Origin of the sequence: Nonomuraea polychroma (assembly GCF_004011505.1) — a bacterium.
Taxonomy (GTDB): domain Bacteria; phylum Actinomycetota; class Actinomycetes; order Streptosporangiales; family Streptosporangiaceae; genus Nonomuraea; species Nonomuraea polychroma.
In genome coordinates this window covers 4,751,595-4,770,160 of the sequence record NZ_SAUN01000001.1, presented here as the reverse complement: position 1 = coordinate 4,770,160, position 18,566 = coordinate 4,751,595, and the positions used below count along the sequence as shown (strand labels likewise).

At 68.0% G+C, this 18,566-nt stretch carries 18 protein-coding genes; 10 read left to right on the top strand and 8 right to left on the bottom strand.

Annotated elements, in window-relative coordinates; translation table 11 throughout:
- Positions 1 to 105 precede the first annotated feature (105 nt).
- Complete coding sequence (gene istB / locus EDD27_RS21700) at positions 106 to 936, top strand: IS21-like element helper ATPase IstB (protein ID WP_277750727.1); 831 nt, start codon at positions 106 to 108, stop codon at positions 934 to 936.
- 73 nt (positions 937 to 1,009) lie between these two features.
- Here the strand turns inward: istB and EDD27_RS21695 are convergent, their stop codons facing one another.
- Positions 1,010 to 2,425: an alpha/beta fold hydrolase gene (locus tag EDD27_RS21695; protein ID WP_127934023.1), complete on the bottom strand. Its 1,416-nt coding sequence runs from the start codon at positions 2,423 to 2,425 to the stop codon at positions 1,010 to 1,012.
- Positions 2,426 to 2,573: 148 nt separating this feature from the next.
- Here EDD27_RS21695 and EDD27_RS21690 point away from each other — a divergent pair, with 148 nt between their 5' ends.
- The 4 genes from EDD27_RS21690 to EDD27_RS21675 all read left to right on the top strand — a co-directional run bounded on the left by EDD27_RS21690 (position 2,574) and on the right by EDD27_RS21675 (position 6,955).
- On the top strand, positions 2,574 to 3,830 hold the full coding sequence (locus EDD27_RS21690) for a sensor histidine kinase (RefSeq protein ID WP_164903671.1): 1,257 nt from the start codon (positions 2,574 to 2,576) through the stop codon (positions 3,828 to 3,830).
- Between the two features lie 12 nt (positions 3,831 to 3,842).
- Positions 3,843 to 4,487, top strand: coding sequence for a LuxR C-terminal-related transcriptional regulator (locus EDD27_RS21685; protein ID WP_127933465.1), 645 nt, complete (start codon positions 3,843 to 3,845; stop codon positions 4,485 to 4,487).
- 442 nt (positions 4,488 to 4,929) lie between these two features.
- Positions 4,930 to 5,556, top strand: a complete 627-nt coding sequence (locus tag EDD27_RS21680; RefSeq protein ID WP_127934022.1) for a TetR/AcrR family transcriptional regulator — start codon at positions 4,930 to 4,932, stop codon at positions 5,554 to 5,556.
- A gap of 28 nt (positions 5,557 to 5,584) precedes the next feature.
- Positions 5,585 to 6,955 carry a phenylacetate--CoA ligase family protein gene (locus EDD27_RS21675; protein WP_127934021.1) on the top strand — a complete coding sequence of 457 codons (1,371 nt, stop codon included), beginning with the start codon at positions 5,585 to 5,587 and terminating at the stop codon, positions 6,953 to 6,955.
- A 221-nt stretch (positions 6,956 to 7,176) separates the two neighbouring features.
- Here EDD27_RS21675 and EDD27_RS21670 read toward each other — a convergent pair whose 3' ends face one another.
- The gene (locus EDD27_RS21670) at positions 7,177 to 8,064 is read right to left on the bottom strand and encodes a pentapeptide repeat-containing protein (RefSeq protein ID WP_164903722.1); all 888 of its coding nucleotides are present in this window, start codon (positions 8,062 to 8,064) and stop codon (positions 7,177 to 7,179) included.
- Between the two features lie 467 nt (positions 8,065 to 8,531).
- Here EDD27_RS21670 and EDD27_RS21665 point away from each other — a divergent pair, with 467 nt between their 5' ends.
- Positions 8,532 to 8,720 (top strand): hypothetical protein, encoded by a 189-nt coding sequence (locus tag EDD27_RS21665; protein WP_127934019.1) that lies wholly within the window; start codon positions 8,532 to 8,534, stop codon positions 8,718 to 8,720.
- Between the two features lie 569 nt (positions 8,721 to 9,289).
- Here EDD27_RS21665 and EDD27_RS21660 read toward each other — a convergent pair.
- On the bottom strand, positions 9,290 to 10,468 hold the full coding sequence (locus EDD27_RS21660) for a hypothetical protein (protein ID WP_127934018.1): 1,179 nt from the start codon (positions 10,466 to 10,468) through the stop codon (positions 9,290 to 9,292).
- A gap of 41 nt (positions 10,469 to 10,509) precedes the next feature.
- Here EDD27_RS21660 and EDD27_RS54430 point away from each other — a divergent pair, with 41 nt between their 5' ends.
- On the top strand, positions 10,510 to 11,058 hold the full coding sequence (locus EDD27_RS54430; RefSeq protein WP_277750740.1) for a group II intron maturase-specific domain-containing protein: 549 nt from the start codon (positions 10,510 to 10,512) through the stop codon (positions 11,056 to 11,058).
- A 163-nt stretch (positions 11,059 to 11,221) separates the two neighbouring features.
- Positions 11,222 to 11,350 (top strand): hypothetical protein, encoded by a 129-nt coding sequence (locus tag EDD27_RS57855; protein ID WP_277750739.1) that lies wholly within the window; start codon positions 11,222 to 11,224, stop codon positions 11,348 to 11,350.
- Between the two features lie 171 nt (positions 11,351 to 11,521).
- Here the strand turns inward: EDD27_RS57855 and EDD27_RS21650 are convergent, their stop codons facing one another.
- Complete coding sequence (locus EDD27_RS21650) at positions 11,522 to 12,307, bottom strand: site-specific integrase (RefSeq protein WP_206641574.1); 786 nt, start codon at positions 12,305 to 12,307, stop codon at positions 11,522 to 11,524.
- 752 nt (positions 12,308 to 13,059) lie between these two features.
- Between EDD27_RS21650 and EDD27_RS21645 the strand changes: the two genes are divergently transcribed.
- Positions 13,060 to 14,499 (top strand): MFS transporter, encoded by a 1,440-nt coding sequence (locus EDD27_RS21645; protein WP_127934016.1) that lies wholly within the window; start codon positions 13,060 to 13,062, stop codon positions 14,497 to 14,499.
- Positions 14,500 to 14,778: 279 nt separating this feature from the next.
- Here the strand turns inward: EDD27_RS21645 and EDD27_RS21640 are convergent, their stop codons facing one another.
- The 4 genes from EDD27_RS21640 to EDD27_RS21625 form a co-directional block, all read right to left on the bottom strand.
- Positions 14,779 to 15,687 carry a hypothetical protein gene (locus tag EDD27_RS21640; RefSeq protein ID WP_127934015.1) on the bottom strand — a complete coding sequence of 303 codons (909 nt, stop codon included), beginning with the start codon at positions 15,685 to 15,687 and terminating at the stop codon, positions 14,779 to 14,781.
- A gap of 2 nt (positions 15,688 to 15,689) precedes the next feature.
- On the bottom strand, positions 15,690 to 16,085 hold the full coding sequence (locus EDD27_RS21635; protein ID WP_241564183.1) for a PadR family transcriptional regulator: 396 nt from the start codon (positions 16,083 to 16,085) through the stop codon (positions 15,690 to 15,692).
- Positions 16,086 to 16,267: 182 nt separating this feature from the next.
- On the bottom strand, positions 16,268 to 16,522 hold the full coding sequence (locus EDD27_RS58810; protein WP_127933669.1) for an HNH endonuclease: 255 nt from the start codon (positions 16,520 to 16,522) through the stop codon (positions 16,268 to 16,270).
- Complete coding sequence (locus EDD27_RS21625; RefSeq protein WP_206641573.1) at positions 16,420 to 17,331, bottom strand: alpha/beta hydrolase family protein; 912 nt, start codon at positions 17,329 to 17,331, stop codon at positions 16,420 to 16,422. The genes EDD27_RS58810 and EDD27_RS21625 overlap by 103 nt, the downstream gene beginning before the upstream one ends.
- 580 nt (positions 17,332 to 17,911) lie before the next feature.
- On the opposite strand from EDD27_RS21625, the gene EDD27_RS58805 reads away from it, so the two are divergent.
- The gene (locus EDD27_RS58805) at positions 17,912 to 18,376 is read left to right on the top strand and encodes a tyrosine-type recombinase/integrase (protein ID WP_127934014.1); all 465 of its coding nucleotides are present in this window, start codon (positions 17,912 to 17,914) and stop codon (positions 18,374 to 18,376) included.
- Positions 18,377 to 18,566: the final 190 nt, after the last annotated feature.

Sequence of the window (18,566 nt, the reverse complement as noted above, 5' to 3'; positions counted from 1 at the left end):
AGCCCACCCCTCGGCACCGTCCCGCACGAGCATCCCGCCCGCATGACCTGACCTGCCGCGTTCGGGCTGCACGCTGCCCGAAACCACCGCCCAAGGAGAAGCACGTTGACGACCACCCCGATCCCGACCACGGCCCCGCCTCGCCTGGCAGCCCCAGCCGCGGCAGGCGCCGCCGTCTCGGGCGCCGCCTATGACGAGGCGATCGCACTCACCAGACGCCTCAAACTCCCGCACATCCGCCGGGCACTGGCCGAAATCGTCCCCACCGCCAAGGCCCAGCGCTGGGATCCCGCCGAAGTAGTGCGGGCCTTGCTCGCCGAGGAAGCCGCAGGCCGAGACGCCGCGAACCTGCGAACCCGCCGCAGCCGGGCGGCGTTCCCCACCGGCAAGACCTTCCACATCTGGAACGAAGACGCCTCTTCCATCCCCATCCCGACCCAGTCCGCCCTGCGCACCCTGGAATGGGTCGGCCGCCGGGAGAACCTATGCATCTGCGGCCCATCCGGGACCGGCAAAAGCCACTTCTGCGAAGCCCTCGGCCAAGCCGCCGTCGACGCAGGCCTCACCGTCGCCTGGTTCACCATCGAAGACCTCGGCGCCCTGGTCCGCCGCCACCGCGTCGACGACTCCGTCAGCAAGGCGATGACCCGCATCACCCGCACCGACCTCATCATCGTCGACGACATCGGCCTGCTACCCGTCTCCGCCGACGCCGCCGAAGGCTTCTACCGCCTGGTCGATGCCGCCTACGAGCGGCGAAGTCTCGCCGTCAGCAGCAACCTGCATCCGTCCGGCTTCGACGAGATCATGCCCAAGACCCTCGCCACCGCGACCGTCGACCGACTCCTGCACCACGCCCACGTCGTCGTCACCCAAGGTGACAGCCACCGGCTCACCGAAGCCACCACCGGCAACGGCGTCGTCCCACTCAACTAACCCCAGCCCCGGGGAGAAACCGTGTCCATCCCGGGGAGAACCGCTGTCCACCAGCGGGGACATCTCAAGTCCGTCACCGGGGAAATCTCAGAGTCCATTGACAGCCCGACAGGTACATGACATGGCCGGGCCCGTCGTAGCCGACGGTCACTGATCCCGGGATCATCCTGGTGAAGCTCTCGGTCCATGCGTAGTCGCCCCACGTGCTGCCGACTCCCAGGAATGGCGGCAGGCCACGAGTCAGCAGGGGGCGGGAAGGGTTGGCGACCGGTAGCGGCCAACCGGTGCATCCGAGCGCGTCGAATGACGCTCCCCCGAAGTTCGGCGAGATCTTCTCCGCCTGACGGCGGAACTTCCGCAGCTGCGCGTAGCTGCTGTAGCCACGGTCATCTGCGCACGTCATCGCCAGCGCTCCGGGCGCGGCCCAGATCCGCGCGTTGCCGAGAGCGAAATCGGCGAAACCGGACCCGTCCCCGCCCCGGGCCTTGTTGACCGCCTCGGCGAAGGCCAGCCACCGCGAGTTGTTCGGTCCGGGGTCGCCGATGAAGCCGAAACTCCTCAGATGCCATCCGGTCAGCTCGCCCTTGCCGAACTCGGACGACGTGACCGGGATCGGCCTGCGATCGGCGTCTCGAATGAGCTTGCGCCAGACCGCCCCGGCGTCCTGTCCGTGCAACGCGCAGGCGGGGGTGTCCGCACACCAGGTGGTGAATCTGGTGAAGACCCGTTCCAGGACGGGCAGAGTCCGCAGCGTCTGGTCGCGCCAGCCGTCGACCTGGTTGATCGTCCCGTCGAGGTACATGGCTCGGATGCGCTGCGGGAACAGCCGGGCATAGGCGGCGGCGGGCACCCCTCCGTAGGAGTTGGCCATGAAGCTCAGCCGTTCCTCGCCCAGAGCCTCGCGAACCGCGTCCATGTCTCTGGCCACCGACAGAGAGTCCATGTGGGCGAACAGGCCGGTCTTGTCCGCGTTCTGGCACTCTTTGAGGGCCTTGGTCATCGCCGCGGCCAAGGCCTTGTACTGCTTCTGCCCCTGTGGCTCGAACAGTGACGTTCCAGGCTGCATGCAAGATGGGGGCATCTGATCACGCCACACGGTGGTGCGCGGCTTGTAGGCGACGAGGTCGAACCTGCGCCGCAGTTCGGTGAGGTCGGTCGCAGCGCGCTTCAGGTCGTCGATCCCGTTGGCCCCGGGACCGCCGGGAACCCCCAGCACGCTGCCGATCCGGTGCGCAGACTCGGTGGCGGGCAGCCGGGCCAGGTCCAGTTTGACCTTCGACTCGTCCGGCTTGGCCCAGTCCACCGGCACCTCGATCTCAGCGCACTGCATGCCCGCCGGTATGCCCTGGCCGACGCAGTCCCGCCAGGTCGGCTGCGCATCCCGAGCGGCGGAGGCCCCCGGGGTCATTCCCGCCAGCGCCGCCACCGTTACACCGATGACCAGCCCTCTGGTCCTCGCGCGCCTGCGCCGCTGCTTGGTTGTCGTCATGGTGATCACTCTGGTGACACCGACCGGATGGCCACCACCGGGACGTCCTCCGTTTTGGTTTCGGGATGTCCCCCACGGGCTGTCCGGCTGTTCTCGCGCGAGCGTGTCCGTCAGGCTGGACGGCGTGCGGCGTCTGGCGAGGAGGAGCGTGGACAGGCAAGCAGAGAGGTGGCGTGTGCTGATCACTACTCCGGTGCGGGAGCGGTCGCAGCGTGAGCTCGCTTACGCGCTGATGTTGCCGTTCATGGTGGGAGCCGGCCTGGTCCATCTCGTTCTCGTGCTGCTGAGCGTCATGCTGACGGCGAATCTCGTCGGAGTGCCGATGCTGGCCCTGAGCGTGATGGCGGCCAGAGGGCTCGGCACGGCCAATCGACGGCTGGCACGAGCGTGGGCCGGGGTGCGGGTGCCCGATCCCGGCCCGTTCTGTGCCGGGCCGGGCCTGCTGAACCGGCTCGGCGCGGCGCTCGGTGACGTGACGGGATGGCGCGCCGTCATCCACAGCCTGCTCCGGCTGCCGGTGGCCGTGGTCGCCTGTGCGGCCGCCGCCGCGTTGTGGGGAGGCGGCCTGCTCCTGCTCGGCTGCCCCCTGTGGGCGCAGTTCTCCGCCTTGGCGCACCTGTCTCCCCCCGGCTGGCCGGTTGCGGCGCTGGTGAGCGCGGCCGGACTGGCGCTGCTGCTCCTCGCCCCGTGGGGCGTCCACCTCGCTCTGGCCCCCGAGCGCATGCTCGCCCGTACGCTGCTCGGGCCCGCGCCGGGCGACACCCGGATCCGCCGACTGGAGCAGGCACGGGCGCTGGCCGCAGAGGACGCGATCGCCAGGCTCCGCCGGATCGAGCGAGACCTGCACGACGGGACGGCGGCACGGCTGGTGACGCTGGCCATGAGCCTGGGCATGGCCCAGGACGAGCTCGAGCAGGCCGACCAGCCCGAACGGCTCCAGCGCGCCCGCGTCCTCGTCGACAGCGCGCACCGCAGCGCCAAGGAGACCGTGGCGGAGCTGCGTGACCTGATCCGCGGCATCCACCCGCCGGCACTCGACCAAGGGCTGGAGGTCGCCCTGGCCACGCTCACCGGACGGAGCCCGATCCCCGCCCGGTTCGAAGCCGACCTGCCCGAGCGACCGGCTCCGGCCATCGAGGCCATCGCCTACTTCTGCACGACGGAACTGCTCGCCAACGTGGTCAAGCACAGCGGCGCCAGGCACGCCGCCATCGAGGTACAGGTGCGTGATGGACTGCTGACCCTCCGGGTGCGCGACGACGGCACCGGCGGCGCGGCGATCGGCACCGGATCCGGATTACGCGGACTGGCCGCCCGGGTCCAGACGTTGGACGGCATGATCGACATTCACAGCCCGGCCGGAGGACCTACGGTGATCACAGTCGAACTCCCCCTGCACATCTGAACGGAGCAGTGCATGCGCATCGTGATCGCCGAGGACGCCGTGATGCTCCGGGAGGGCCTGTGCATGCTGCTCACCTCCCGCGACCACGAGGTGGTGGCCGCCGTGGGCGATGGCGACGCGCTCCTGGCCGCCGTGGCGGAACACGGTCCCGACATCGCCGTGGTCGACGTACGCATGCCGCCTACCCACACCGACGAGGGCCTGCGAGCCGCGATCCAGATTCGCCGTGATCACCCAGAGGTGGGCGTGCTGGTGTTCTCCCAGTACATCGAGACGCGTTACGCGACCCAGTTGCTCGCCGGCGGCGCCCATGGCGTGGGATACCTGCTGAAGGAGCGCGTCGCCGACGTCAAGGACTTCCTGGCCGCGCTCGACCAGATCGCGGTCGGGCAGACCGTCCTCGATCCCGAGGTCGTCACCCAGATCATGGGCGCCAGCCGCCGCGCGGAGACCCTGGGCACGCTCACCCCGAGGGAACGCGAGGTGCTGGCCATGATGGCGGAGGGGCGTTCCAACAACTCCATCGCCGCCGCGCTGTTCCTGTCGTACGGCTCGGTGGAGAAGCACGTGACGCAGATCTTCACCAAGCTCGGCCTGTCTCCGTCGGACAACGACCACCGCCGGGTACTCGCCGTCCTGCACTACCTGCAGGCCTGACCCTCCCCATCCGTGCGGGAGCGCGGATGGGGACTTCAGCGTCAGAAGGCGTCCTACGGCGCTGAGATCGCGTGAGAACTGGCCACCGTGGCCATGGCCTCAGCACGCCATCGAGGTCGGCCAGCGGGGGGTTACTCGCCCCGGCGTGGCTCGACGCCCGGTGCGGTGAGAGCCGCACGCCGGGTACGACGGGCGGGCGGGGGAAATCAGCGGTCCCCGCTTCGGCCGACCCCGATCGTTCGAGCCGTTGGAGCCGGGCCGGTCAAGGCTCCGGCCGAGGGCTGGGAACGGCCTTGCCCCGGTAGCGATACCGAGCTTTTCGAAAGTCACCTGGCACAGGCATTCGCGGCCCCTCTTCTGCCATGTGGGGGCCGCGATACACCTCTCGTCGGCCAGAACGTTCCAGTTGCTGGAAAATTCCATTAGGCGTATTTTTGACGGCATGCAGGAGTCGCGGCGGGAGCGGAAGAAGCGTGAGACCCGGCAGCGCATCGTGATGGCGGCCCTCAGGCTGTTCGAGGAGCAGGGGTATGAGCAGACCACCGTGGCGCAGATCGCCGCGGCGGCGGACGTCGATCCCAAGACGTTCTTCAATTACTTCCGCACCAAAGACGAGGTGTTGTACGTCGACGTGGAGCGGGACTTCGACGTGCTGGTCGGGGCGATCGCGGACCGCCGGCCGGGGGAGGGTCCGGGCGAGGTGCTGGCCAGGGCGGTCGAGCGGTACGCCGCCCACCGCCGGCCCAAGGTCCCCGTCAAGGAGCCCGAGGAACTGTCGGCCGTGGCCCGGTTGGCTCTGACCACGCCAGCACTTCAGGCCAAGGGGCTCTACCTGCTGCTGGACCTGCAGCAGCGTATCGCAGGCGAGCTGCGGAAGGCGTTCCCCGGCCTCGACCCGGTCACCGCGGCCGCGATGACTGGAGCCCTGATGGGGGCCATCCAGCAGGCGGGCCTGGCGAGCGTCCAGCTCGGCCGGTCCCAGGAGGAGCTGTGGGAGGCGAGCCGGCACGGCGTGGAGATCGCCATGCGCGGCCTGCTCTCGGTGCGGCCGCCCACCGCGAACCCTTGACACATCACCAGAGAGAGGACCGACGATCATGGGGGAAAGCATCCGGCAGCTCGCCCGCGACATGCGGCGCGCCGTACGGGAAGGCTCCGAGGCGATCGCCCGGCGGCGGCAAGCCCGCCTGGCCGAGCTGGTAGCCTACGCCCGCGCTCACTCGCCCTACTACTGCGAGCTGTACGGCGACCTGCCTGCGCGGGTCGACGACCCCGAGCTCCTCCCGGTCACCAGCAAGAAGACACTGATGGCCCGCTTCGACGACTGGGTCACCGACCGCGAGGTGACCCGTGAGCGGGTCGAGGCGTTCGTGGCCGATCCGGGCCTCGTGGGGCACCGGTTCCTCGGCCGCTACCTGGTCACCACGACCACCGGCACCAGCGGACAGCGAGGCCTCTTCGTGCAGGACGACCGGTGCCTGGCCGTGCACACCGCCACCGGGTTGCGCACCGGCGGCGGGCTGTCGGCGCGTGATGTCTTCCGGACCCTCGCCCGTGCCGGCCGCACCGCCATCGTCACCGCGCCCCGCGGCCATTTCGCCACCGTCGCGGGAGCGGCCAGGGCGGCCCTGGAACGGCCGTGGCTCGGCCGGATGATGCGGGTCATCCCGACCGACCAGTCGATGGAGAGGGTAGTCGACGAGCTCAACCGGTTCGATCCGGCCAGCGTCGCCGGTTTCGTTGGCATGCTCACGCTGCTGGCCGGCGAACAGGAGGCCGGCCGGTTGCGCATCCGCCCGGCGGTCGTCGTCCTCGGCGGTGAGACGCTGACCCCGGAGACCCGGGAGCGGCTCGCCATCGCGTTCGGGGCCAAGGTCCGCGCCGCCTACGCCTGCGGCGAGTGCGGCTTCCTCACAGCCGGCTGCGAGCACGGCTGGTACCACGTCAACAGCGACTGGGTCGTCCTGGAGCCGGTCGATGCCGACCACCGGCCCGTCCCGCCGGGCCAGTTCTCGCACACCGTGCTAATCAGCAACCTCGCCAACCGGATCCAGCCGATCCTGCGCTACGACCTCGGCGACAGCGTCCTGGTGCGTCCCGACCCCTGTCCGTGCGGCAGCCCGCTCCCGGCCGTCCAGGTGCAGGGCCGCGCCGCCGACCTGCTCACCTTCCCCATCGACCGCGGCGAGCACGTCGGCATCTCGCCCATGTCCTTCGGCACCGCGCTGGCCGTTCCCGGTATGGAGCAGTTCCAGCTCGTCCAGACCGCGCCCACCGTCCTGCGGGTACGCCTGCGGGCCGCGAACGGCGCCGACGCGGACCGCGTCTGGCAGACCGCGCGCGACCGGGTCGTCCACCTGCTCACCGAGCACAAAGCCGGTCACGTGACGATCGAGCGCGCCGAGGAGCCGCCGCAACAGTCGCCCGGCGGGAAATACCGCAGGATCATCCCCCTGCCGCGGCTCTGACGACCAGGCATCCGGCTGCTTCGCTCGGGTCTCTGCAGATAGCCGCGAAGTGGCCGTATCACCGCAGGCAAATCCCCTCCAATCCCCGGGCTGAAAAGCAGTTGAGGCGACAGCCGGGGTGAACCATGATCCCATCATGCCGGACACGACGCCCTCTAGCTAGGCCATGAACGCCTATCCGAAGACGTGGCCGAAGCTGCCGCGGGTGACCTGATTGCGACTTAGAACTTGGTTGTTTTGTCTATCTTTGCGACTTTGCGGATCTCTTCTGGCGTCATGCCCCTGACGTTTCTCAGGTCCGCGCCTCTCAGGTCAGCGACGCTGTCCGAGCCGTCCAGTTTCGCGCCTCTCAGGTCGGCGCCTCTCAGGTCAGCGCCTCTCAGGTCAGCGCTTCCCAGCTTCGCGTTGGTCAGGTTCGCGCCGTTTAGGAGCGCGTCGTTCAGGTCCGCGTAGTTCAGGTACGCGTAGCGCAGGTCCGCGCCACTCAAGTCCGCGCCACTCAGGTCCGCGACGGTCAGGTCCGCGCCGAACAGGTTCGCGCCGTTCAGGTTCGCAACGGCTAGGTCCGCGCCGTTCAGGTTCGCGCCACTCAGGTCCGCTCCGGTCAGGTACACGTATTGCCAGTCTGCGAATTCGAAGTGAGCGGCAATCAAAGGCGGTATCTCTGTCACGCTGATGCGGGGGAAGGTGCCGAGAACTCGAAGCGCGGTTCCTACGTCAGCTTCTGGCTTCCAGCGATCGTCTCCCTTGCTCGTGGCGGGGCGATCACGTTCCAGGATGAACGCCACAATGACGTGCCGGATCGTTTCGGCGTCGGATGGAGAGTCTTTGGCGATCCGCTCCAGCGCGTAGAGACCGCCGATGCGCACCTCGACGGACTTGTCTGAGCCGATCTGCTCAACGGCCTTGGTGTACCGGTCGGTGATCTGCTGCTGCTGGGTGGTCCGGAGCGTTTCCTGCCCTGTCTCCCACGTTTTGGCTGTGTAGACGAGACCGCCGGCAGTGAAGACCAGGCCGAAGAGCACGCCGAGCGAGGTGAGGTACTGCCAAGGTCGCTGCTGTCGCGCATCGTGTAGCTCTTGCCGTTTCTCCACGGGTAAGGCGTCCAACTCCGCTTGCGTCGGCGGAGTGACCCGTGGCTGGCGGCCTCCCCGCCAGCGTCGTCGCGCTGGGCTGGGCGGTGATGCTGACTGCGGTATCGGTCGGGCGAGGTTTTGGAAGGTTCTCGTCACGCGCTGGGGACGTGCCGAAGTCTGTGGGCTGCTGGTCGGCTCCGGCCCAGGAGGTGGCAGCCGAACGGTGGGTTCGTCAGGCGCGGTCACGCTCGGGACGGTAACCGAAATGTTGATGATCTCGCTACGACTTGTGAGACATCACGTCGGGTGAGCTGATCTCACACATCCGTAACGGACACGGACTTGGGTCGTGCCTGCACAGGAGTACGGACAGCCAGGGAGATCCGAAGTTCTCTGCACACCGACCGAAGCCCCAGGATGGCCGTGCAGGCGGACTTCGGGACATCGACACCGGTCACCGGCACGGCCGGCGTGGTGCTGTCGGCGTTTCTTTGGCGGGCATGTGGCGCTACATCGCCGCCGGTGGTGCCGTGGCGCTGACCACCAAGGCCCGCGTGGCCGCGATCGGCGACGGGGCGCTGCCCACTCAGGTCGGCGTCATGATCCACGTCCACGCCTCGCTCCGGGCTGGCCGCCGTGATCGACGACGTCGGCTGGCCGTCGGACGACGTGACGCCCCTGCCGGGTGACGGCGTCGGCCCAGCAGCACGTACACCTGACGCCGCGAGATCCCCAGTTCGGCCGCCGTCGCGTCAGTGGCCACCAATCCCACCCGCGGCTCGGCGGCCAGCCTGGCCGATCACCTCCGCCTGGCGTACCGCCACGTCCCACGCCTCATCCGGGACGGTCAGCACGCCCCGCTCAATGATCTGCGCCCGCCCGCCATCCATGCCGGGACCTCACCGTCGCGCAGGCAAGTAGGGGAACAACTGCACCGTGGCGCAGAGAACTACGGACAAGCCGGTGCTTCACAGTCCTCTGCATAGACACCCGAAAGCCCAGGACAATCGTGCAGACGACTTCGGAAACTGACAACGGGTTTCGGGCCGATCGTTCTGCGAAAAGGCGATCACGACACGGCCCATCGATACCCGTCCCGCAAACGAGCGTTATCTTTAGCTTGATCAACTTCTGGCGTTCTGAACTGGGTGTTTGTGTCAACGACGTTGTCTGCAAGGTGCGCGCGGTGGCTCAGCTCACCCGGCTGGGCATCGTCTGATCGTTATCAGAGTGGGATGCGTTGATCTGTTGGAGCGCTTCACGGGGTGTCCGCCGCTCCCGAGGCCGGCCGGTGCTGTGCTTGGCGGATTTCCTCGTCCCGTTCGCATTGGGCGGTCTGCCGGAGGGCCTGATAGCGGTGGATCGCGTCGCTGTCGCTGAGGTGTTCGGCCGCGGCGAGCGCGGCGTCGAGGACTCCGTCCATCCAGAGCCGCGGAATGCCCTGAAGATGCCGGCCGCTTGCGGTGAGCAGCCGCCGGGCTGTGGGTCGGTCGGGCGCGGCGGGGACGAGGAGGAAGTACTCCTTGACGAAGTGCCGCCAAATCCCCTGTTCGAACCCTTGCTTGTCCGGCGGCAGGGCGCTTTCGATCTCTGCGAGCGCTTGAAACGCGCCCGGGAAGTTGCCGGCTTGCCGTTGCAGTCTGACCAGCGTCAGCAGTTTGCTGGCCTTGGCACCCGACCACGACGAGTCGCCGATCGCGACGGCTTCTTTCTGCACCTCCACCGCCTCAGGCACGTAGCCGAGCTGCGCCAGATGGAACTGCAGCGTGTTGAGGGTGGTCTCCGTGCGGGGCTGTCCCTCGGCCCATCTGATCATGAACAACCGGGACGCTTCGCGCTCACCCAGACGTGCGGCATGGTGGGCCCACGTCTGCCAGCTCTCGTCCGCTGGGTCGGAGGGGAACCTTTCTTGTTGCTGGGTCAGCCAGTCCTGGACGGCGGCGTCGGTGTGGCGGTCGGGATGGATGTCGCCGAGGACGCGGTCGCGGTCAGGATGTGAACTCGTCCGAACGGCGTCGAGAGTGGCGGCGACGCCGGGTGTGAGCAGGTGGAAGATGCTGTAGCCGAGGGCGGTGTCGAAGCTGATGTTCTTGGCCTCCCAGTGCAGCCACACGTCCTGGACCTGGCGGTGCTCGGTCACCAGGAAGCCGGCCAGCGTGAGATCAGGAGCCAATCCCCACGGCACTGCCTGGCGGTAGTAGCTGATCTGTTGCTGGAGCAGGAAACGCAGCAGCGGCAGATCCCGGTCGTCGCGGTCGTATTGCAGCGCCCACAACACCTTGAACCGGGCCGCGCGGTTGCGGTCGAGCACGCGGCCTTCGTCGGTGTGCGCAGCCGTGAAGGCAAGATCTGCCCATATGTCCGGGTTCTGCCGGGCCCGGTCAAGGTCACGTCGCAGTGCTTGCAGCAGCCGTTCCTGCTCGTTTTCGGTGATCATCGATCTCCTCTCGCCGGGTCCGTCATGATTCTGGCCGCCCGGTGCTCGCCGAGAGCACGGGCGAGCGACTTCCGCCGCCCGCAAGACGAACCACCGGTCACCCGGAACTTCTTGAACCACAGCCCTGCTTGCGATCGAGGCGACCTGGTGCTGGGCCAGTACCGCGACCGACTGCCGGACCGCGACGGCCGAGCAGGCCGGGGGCGATCCAGGCGATCAAGGAAAAGGTGAAGGCGAAGACCTACAGGTCAACCCGCCATATGAGCCTGGCCGAGCTGATCGTCGGCCTCAACCGGCTCTTACGTGGGTGGGCGAACTACTTCCGGCATGCGGTGGCGAAAGACGTGTTCAACGCGATCGACTCCTTCACCTGGCGTCGCGTCGCGAACTGGATCTTCTGCAAACACTCGCTGCTCAGCCGCCAGGAAATGCGCCGCAGATTCTGCCGGCAGAGCACCTGGAAGATCGTTCATGACGGCATCGAACTCACCGGCGCAGCCAGCGTGAAGGTGACTCGATACCGCTACCGGGGGCACAACATCGCAACCCCCTCGACCCCGACACCGGCAGCCGCCACACCCAGCGGCTGACCACCAATTGACAGGTGGAGAGCCCGGTGCTTTGAGAGGAGCACGCCAGATTCGGCGGGCGGGCCGGGGAAATGGACTGATCGCAAGGTCAGCACCGCGCCCTGGCCCGACCCAACAACGACGTTGATCTTTCTGTGACTTGCCTGATCAATGCTGGGTGGTGATGAAACACCCCCCGATGCACATCGACGAGCTGGACGAGCACTGGACGATCCTGGACGAAAAGCACGACCTCATCGCCGGGAAACGGAACGCCACGCGGCTCGGCTCCGCGATCTTGCGCCTTGCATAAGGGCGCGGCATGAGGCGTCTCGTGCCTTGGCTGGCAATGATCTGTCTCGTCGGTTTCTGTGTCGTGCTCGCTGTACAGGCCTGGCCTGAGGAAGATCCGGATCCCGCCGCCGACGGTACGGCCGGCGGCACGGCTGCCCGTGTTGCCAGGCAAGAAGGCGCCGCGTCTCGACTACGCGGTGTTGTACGACCCGGAGGTCATCCGGGAACCCGCGGCCGCGCACCATTTTTGGAGAGCGGGGAGCGGCTCCGGCCAGGAATGGCGGATCGAGGAGGCGCTCGGCTTCGTTCCCAAGGACGGCGGGCTTCTCACGTGGAGGTCGTTGTCGGCGGTGAGGCGGGCGGAGGTCCCCTCACCGAGCCGGACGTAGTGCCCAAGAGTGGCCAGGTGCTTGTGGCGGCTTTTAGCCTGCAGCTCCGGGGCGCTCCTGCCGCTGGCGGCCAGATGCTTGAGCGCGGAGTGCCGCAGTTGGTGCAGGGTCCACCCGCTGCCGTGCGGATCGTGGCGCATCGAGGCCTGCTTGAACAGGTATTCGGCACGGGGGTAGGACAGACGGCCGCGCCCGCTGACGGGGTCGATGTCGGTCAGCGCCCTGGCGCGTTTGCCTGAAGCGGGTGAGCGCCGGTCGGCCAGGAACACCGGCCCCGCGGTACGGTCGGCCAGCAGCCGGGCAGGAGCACGGGCGGTGGCGGTGGCCCAGTGCAGGTACTCGGTGTCGCCGCCCTTGCTGCGGGTGCGGGCCCGGCGAAACTCCGGATCGAGATCGTCGATGTCCAGGGTGAGGATCTCCTCGGCTCGGGCGGCGGTGTCATAGAGCAGCCGCCACAGCACCCGCTCGCGAATGGCGTTGCGATCGTCGGTGAACAGCGCTTCCAGTCGTGCCCGTGGCACGGCCTGGTCGCCGCGCTGGGTGATCTTCCGGCGTTCCAGGTGCCGGGCGGGTCGGCGGTGATCCACTCGTTGCGGATCGCGTAGGCGGCGAAGGATCGCAGCTCGGACAGGTGCTTGTTCCACGTCGCCGGGGCCCGCTCGTCCCAGCGGGCCATCACCACGGCGTAGATCGGCGGGCCAAGTTCGGCGATGGGCGTGTTCTGTCCGCCGGCGGCCAGCAGGTGGGTGAGGGCCTCGGCGTAGGTGGCGGCGGTGCGGGGCTCATCGCGGTAGCGGTCCAGGAAGCGGGCGACCGCGTCGCCGAGCGAGGCGGCACCGTGGCCAGTGCGCAGTCGCGTGATCGACATTGAGGCGCCTTCCCAGCGGTTGGGAGTCGCGGTCATCGCCGCGGGACCGATCCGCAGGTCGCTGTGATCGCCGGACCCTCTGCGTGACACAGAATAGCTAATTCTGTGTCACAGGTTGCCGCGGCCTCAACCGTGTTCGTCATGAAGAGGTGCTTGATCGGCTGCTCGCATGGCCTCGACCACGGGAGCAGAGCGGCATGGTTCGACCGATGCTTGAGGCTTTCCCGGCTACCGGCACAGAACCGTCCACGAAAGGCGGCGAAAAGTCTCCGGGCTCGGTTCAACGACAGCCTTGAAGTCATGAGTGCTGGTGACAACGAGCAGCCCGGCGCGGAGCCTGCCATCGAGACCCGCGGCCGGCGGCCGCGCCGCGGACGGATCGATGCACGGAACGTCTCCATGGCCGGGGCCAGCGAGTCCGAACCCCGAAAAGCCCACCTCGGCCCCCGACGAACTGAGGGAGATGACCGCGTGATTCCCGATTCAACCCCCGCCCCGCCTGCCTGGCGGGAACTGCTAGGCCCCGAACATCTCGGAGCTGCGATCGTGCTGGCGGGCGGCGTGCTCGTCGGTGCGGTCAATATCTATCTGGCCTCGAGCCTGCTGCCGACCGCGGTGGCCGACATCGGCGGCGCCGGCTTCTACGCGTGGAACATGACGATCTACCTCGTCGCCATGGTGATCGCGACGATGCTGGTCAGTCGGCTCCTGGCCCGGTGGGGGAACGTCGGCGCCTACCGCCTCGGCTTCGCCGTGTTCCTGGTGGGCTCGCTGGCCTGTGCGGCGAGCCCGGCGATGCCGGTACTGCTGGCCGGCCGCGGCGTCCAGGGATTTGGGGCGGGGGTGCTGTCCGGGCTGGGGTTCGCCGTCATCCGCTCGGCCCTGCCGCGCCGACTGTGGACCCGCGGCAACGCCCTGATGTCAGCGATGTACGGTGTCGGCAACTTCGTCGGTCCGGCGCTCGGCGGCCTGTTCGCCCAGTTCGGCTCGTGGCGCCTGGCGTTCGTGGCGATGGCGGTGATCGCGGCGGCGTGCTGCGCGGTGGTGCCCCAGGTGCTGCCGCGCGGCGAACGCAGCGACGCGCGGGCTCCGGTCCCGGCCGTGTCGCTGCTGCTGGTCACGGCGGCCACCGCGGCTGTCAGCCTGGCGGGGATATTGCCCGGCACCATGGCGATGGCGGGCGGCATCGTGGTGGCACTGCTGCTGGTGGCCGCCTTCGTCGCCTACGAGCGGCGCAGCGAGCTGCGGGTCTTCCCGCGCACTACCTACCAGGCCGGCTCACCACTGAAGTGGATCTATCTGACGCTCGGGCTACTGGCCTTCGGCGTCGCGGTCGAGTCGTTCGTCCCGCTGTTCGGCCAGCAGCTGGGTGGGCTGCCCCCGCTCGCGGCCGGCCTGTTCGGGGCGGCCATCTCGCTCGGCTGGTCATTGACCCAGCTCGGCAGCTCATCGGCCACCAGGGAGCGCGCGGTACGCCGTTTGCGCATCATCGGCCCGCTGCTCCTGGCGTCCGGCTTCCTCCTCCAGGGACTGCTGCAGCGCGAGGACACGCCGACCTGGCTGGTACTCATCTGGGTACCGGTGTTGTTCATCGCGGGTTCCGGCATCGGCCTGGCCTACCCACACCTGTCCGTGGCCGCCATGTCCAGCACCCAGGATCCGGGGGAAGGACGCAGGGCCGCCGCGGCGATCGCCACCGTGACGAGCCTGTCGATCGCGTTCGGCACGGCCGTGGCCGGAGTCCTGGTCAACCTCGGCGACCCGTCGATGCTCGACTCGGCACGGTACGTACTGTTCGGATTCGCGATCATCTGTGCGATCGGCGCCATCACCGCACGCGCGGCGAACCGTTCGAGCCGCCCGGAGCCCGCCGAGCCGGCCGCCCACACTCCGCTGCAACAGGGCTCGTGACTCGCGATCCACCGACATGACGTCCACCCCCCGGGGATGACCGGCTCGGGGTTCCGATCGCCTGTTACCACGTGCCCGAGACCGTTGCTCCGGAAAGTGCGTCCGGGCAGCGCCTACGTCACCGGTGACCTGCGCCGCCAGCCCGACCCCTTCGACCAGCGCCGGACTTCAGGCCGTCGATCTGGCCATCTGAATCTCGGGCGTGCAGTGAAGGGGTCGGAGGCCGAGGACAGAGTCTGGATGTTTCAGGTCCATCCCGCAACCCTCACGTACCTGTCGTTAGACGTTTGCCGGACTAGAGGCGGTGGTGCCGGTTCTGGCCAGCCACGCCGTGACTGTCAACACCGCCATCGAGAGCGCAGCCACCACCGGAAGGTTCGCCGGCTCCTCCACCCAGCGCAGCCAGCCGAGGGTGACGCCCATGAGCGGCAACACAATGAACACCGCCCGCCGCCCCACGGGGGAGCACACTGCCACTACCGCCGCCACCGCGAGCACGAGAAGCGGGAGGTAACTTGCCGCTGGCAAGGGAATCTGAAGCGCCACGACGCTGGCGAGTAAGACGGCGGTCCATCCGACCAACCGCCGGGTTCCCAACGGAGCGGGACCGGATGACGGAGTGAACGTCAGCATCACGGCGGCCAGGCAGGCGGGCAGAACGAACCGCACGACGCTTGCGAATCCCGTGCTTCCGTTCCACACCACGTGGATGGGAGAAAGGCCAAGATCGGGCGGGCTGGCGACGAGCCCGGCGTACAGCACGGTCCAGCCCCATGCCACGGCGGCCGCGACCTTTCGCGAGTTCCGCCATGCCAGGAAGGCGATGACCCCGTAAGGCAGGGCCATGGCGAGCGTCTTCAACGCCATTTCCGGGCCGTTGTTCGCGGATCGCAGCGCATGCCCGGCGTAGGCGGTGGCCCGACCGAGGTCGAGGATGAGCAGCCAGATCGGTGCGAGAAGCGCCGCAAGGTTGAAGGCGGCATGCCAGTGCCGGCGGGAGACGGGCCCCACGGCACGGTGCAACCGGATGGCGAAGGCTCCTCGCAGCAGGTCGAAGGTCTCGCGGGCACTCGGCCGGTCTCGGCCGGGCGTGGCTGCCGCGAGGAGCACCGCGACCATTTCCTCTTCGTGCGACGCTCGGTGCTCCTTCGGATACCACGCCAGTAACCGCCGGTAACGATCCTCCAAGTTCACGTGGCGCTCCTGAAGACCATGGCGAGGCCCGCTTCCCGAGACGCCGCCGGTTTGATGCTGAACGCCGGGCGGAGTCTGGTGCGCAGGCGAGAGGTGGCGGTGTCGGCGTTGCGACGCAGGTGCTCCGCTTCTGTGGCCAGCCGGGCTTCGCCCTCTGAGGTGAGACGGTAGTAACGCCGCGCGCGGCCGTCGACGACCTCCTCGCGGTCGGTCGCGACCAGCCCCTCGCCCTGGAGGCGGTCGAGCGCGGCGTACAGCGTGCCGGCTTGCAGTCGTACCCGTTCACCCGAGATCTGCACAACGTCCGTGATGATGCCGTAGCCGTGCTGGGGCCCAGCGGCGAGCGCTGTAAGGATCAGGAACGTCGGTTCCTGCATAGATCTTCGACTCATGCGATCTATATATAAAGATTAATTGACTCGCTCGCAAGTCATACCTGGAAGCCTGTCCCGCTCGAAAACACGATTGAACAGGGTGGGCCGAGCGGCGAGGTGCCTGGTGTTCAGTCCTTTTCCGGCGCGGCCTCCCTCCGAACCACGCGGGCTGGTTTCCCAACACGTGGCTCTCCAGCGATCTATGCCGCGTTCGCGGCGGGTTGCCCGTGGTGGATGGCCTCATGGCAGGCGCGGCAGACTACGAGGGTCTTGCGCCGCTTCTTGATCATGAGAGCTGCCCAGGCGGGCTGGTCTGGTCCCGGCCACGGCGTCGCCGAGCTCGCCCGGCCGGTCAGCTGAACAGGCTGATGATCAGGTCCATGCTGAGAACGGCCGGGGTGAGGCGGTGCTCCGGCGGTTCGATCCCCATGAGGTTGCGGACGAGGAAGTCCCACTTGCGCCGGTAGACGTGATGCTCGTAGCCGACGAAGAAGTGCTCGGCGCCGGGAACGACGAGGAGCTCGACGTCCTTGTCGGCGGTGATGAGCCGCTCGGCCAACCGCATGGAGTGGTGGACGTGCACGACGTCGTCCACCCCTCCGTGGATGAGCAGCAGTTTTCCTTCGAGCCTGTCAGCCAGATCCACGTTCGACGATCGGGCCCAGGCCGCGGGGTCCAGACCGTCGTACGCCTCGGCGAACTGCAGATGGAAGAGGCGGTTGTCGTGGTTGCCCGACTCGGCGACCCCGACCCGGTAAACCTCGGGGCAGGCGAGCATGGCGCGGACGGTGGCAAATCCGCCGCCGGAGTGGCCGGTGGCCCCGACTCGTCCGAGGTCCATCCAGGGGCGGGTCGCGGCGAGTTGCCGCAGGGCGGCGACGTGGTCGGCGATGCCGCCGGCGGAGGCGTAGTTGCCGTAGGAGGCGTCGTGGAAGGCCTTGTCGCGGCCGGGCGTGCCGCGCCCGTCGACGGCAACGACGACGAAGCCGAGCGCCGCCAGCACCTCGGCTTCGCGGCCGAGCATGCCGGGGTCGAAGGCAGGGGAGACGCGCGTGCTCTGCGGGCCTGGATAGAGGTGGTCTATGACCGGGTAGCTGCGGCCGGGGTCGAAGTCGTGCGGCCGGTACAGCACTCCGTAGACGTTGGTAACCCCGTCGGCCGCCGTGGCGCGGAAGCGCTCGGGAGGAGTCCAGCCCGTCGCAAGGAGCGGTTCGATATCGGCCCGCTCCAGCTCGACCTGCACCTGCCCGTCCAGGTCGCGCACGCATGCGCAGCGTCGGTCCGAGATGGGGTCCGTTGACGCCCCAGGTGCCGGTCTTCGTGCCCGGACGCAGTTCGCTGACGCCCGCTTGGAGCCGCAGGTCGAACGAGCCGCCCTCCAGCAGCGGCGGGATCCGTAACGGCAGATCGAACGCCAGCTCATCCACGTTGCCCGTAGTGGACGATAGCCAGGCCCAGCCGAATCCGCCGCCACCCGCGACGGCCAGCGCCGACACGCTCGCCAACCCTGCCTTCAAGAACTTCCGCCGCCGCATTCACCGACTCCTGTCAACGTCCATGCCGATAACAGGCAGACCCTTCCAACAGGGCGGGATCAGCGGCATCAGGCATATTCCCTATTCGGCTCCTCAGCTTGCGTCGCACGGCCGGGGGTCCGCAGCGAGCCGACTGTCACGATCCCGCACCGTGCTCTACAGGATCAGAGGAAACCGGCGGAATTTGAAGCTCCCAGGCCATCGCGCGAGACGACCAAGATGCGCCGATCGTCTACCCGAATGCAATCCACCAGGGCTGACAAAGGGTCACGATGGTGGGCGTAAGACGCAACATCCGCATACGAGCAAATGCGGCCCTGGGCTCCTGTCCCATGGTCTTCTTCGGCAGGCTGGCCCGCAGCGCCCACGTCAAGCTCCACGACCACTGCCATGAGTCGGCCGGTGTGGGGCTCGGCTTGGACGGACACAGGCCGGATCTTCACGCGTGAGGACGGCCGCGATTTGACGCCCGACTGGGTCAGTACGCACTTTGAGCGGCTGACGCTCTGGGCCGACCTGCCGCCAATCCGACTGCATGATCTCCGGCATGGTGCGGCCACGCTGTCACTGGCGGCCGGGAACGACATGAAGACGACGTCGACGATGCTACGGCATTCGAGCATTTCGATCACTGCTGATCTATACACGGCGGTTTTGCCTGATGTGGCGCGGGCGGCAGCCGAAGCCAGCGCTGCTTTGGTGCCTCGGACGGTCACGGTGGGGGAGTCGTTCAGGACAAACGGTCTTCGTGGCGTAGGTTCCGACCGTCACTAGAGAGATCAATGGACGTGCGATCGCTTGGTGACCGTGTCTGCCGGAGGACCGTCTCGAACTCGTGGTCTCCCTTCGGTCTCCCACGTGGTCGGTAGGTTGCCAGCGGCATTAGGGAAGCTCGAACAATCGCAGCTCACGTGAGGTGGGGCGAGGCAGAGCGGCTTTCGCCGTTGACGGACGCGAAAGCCGG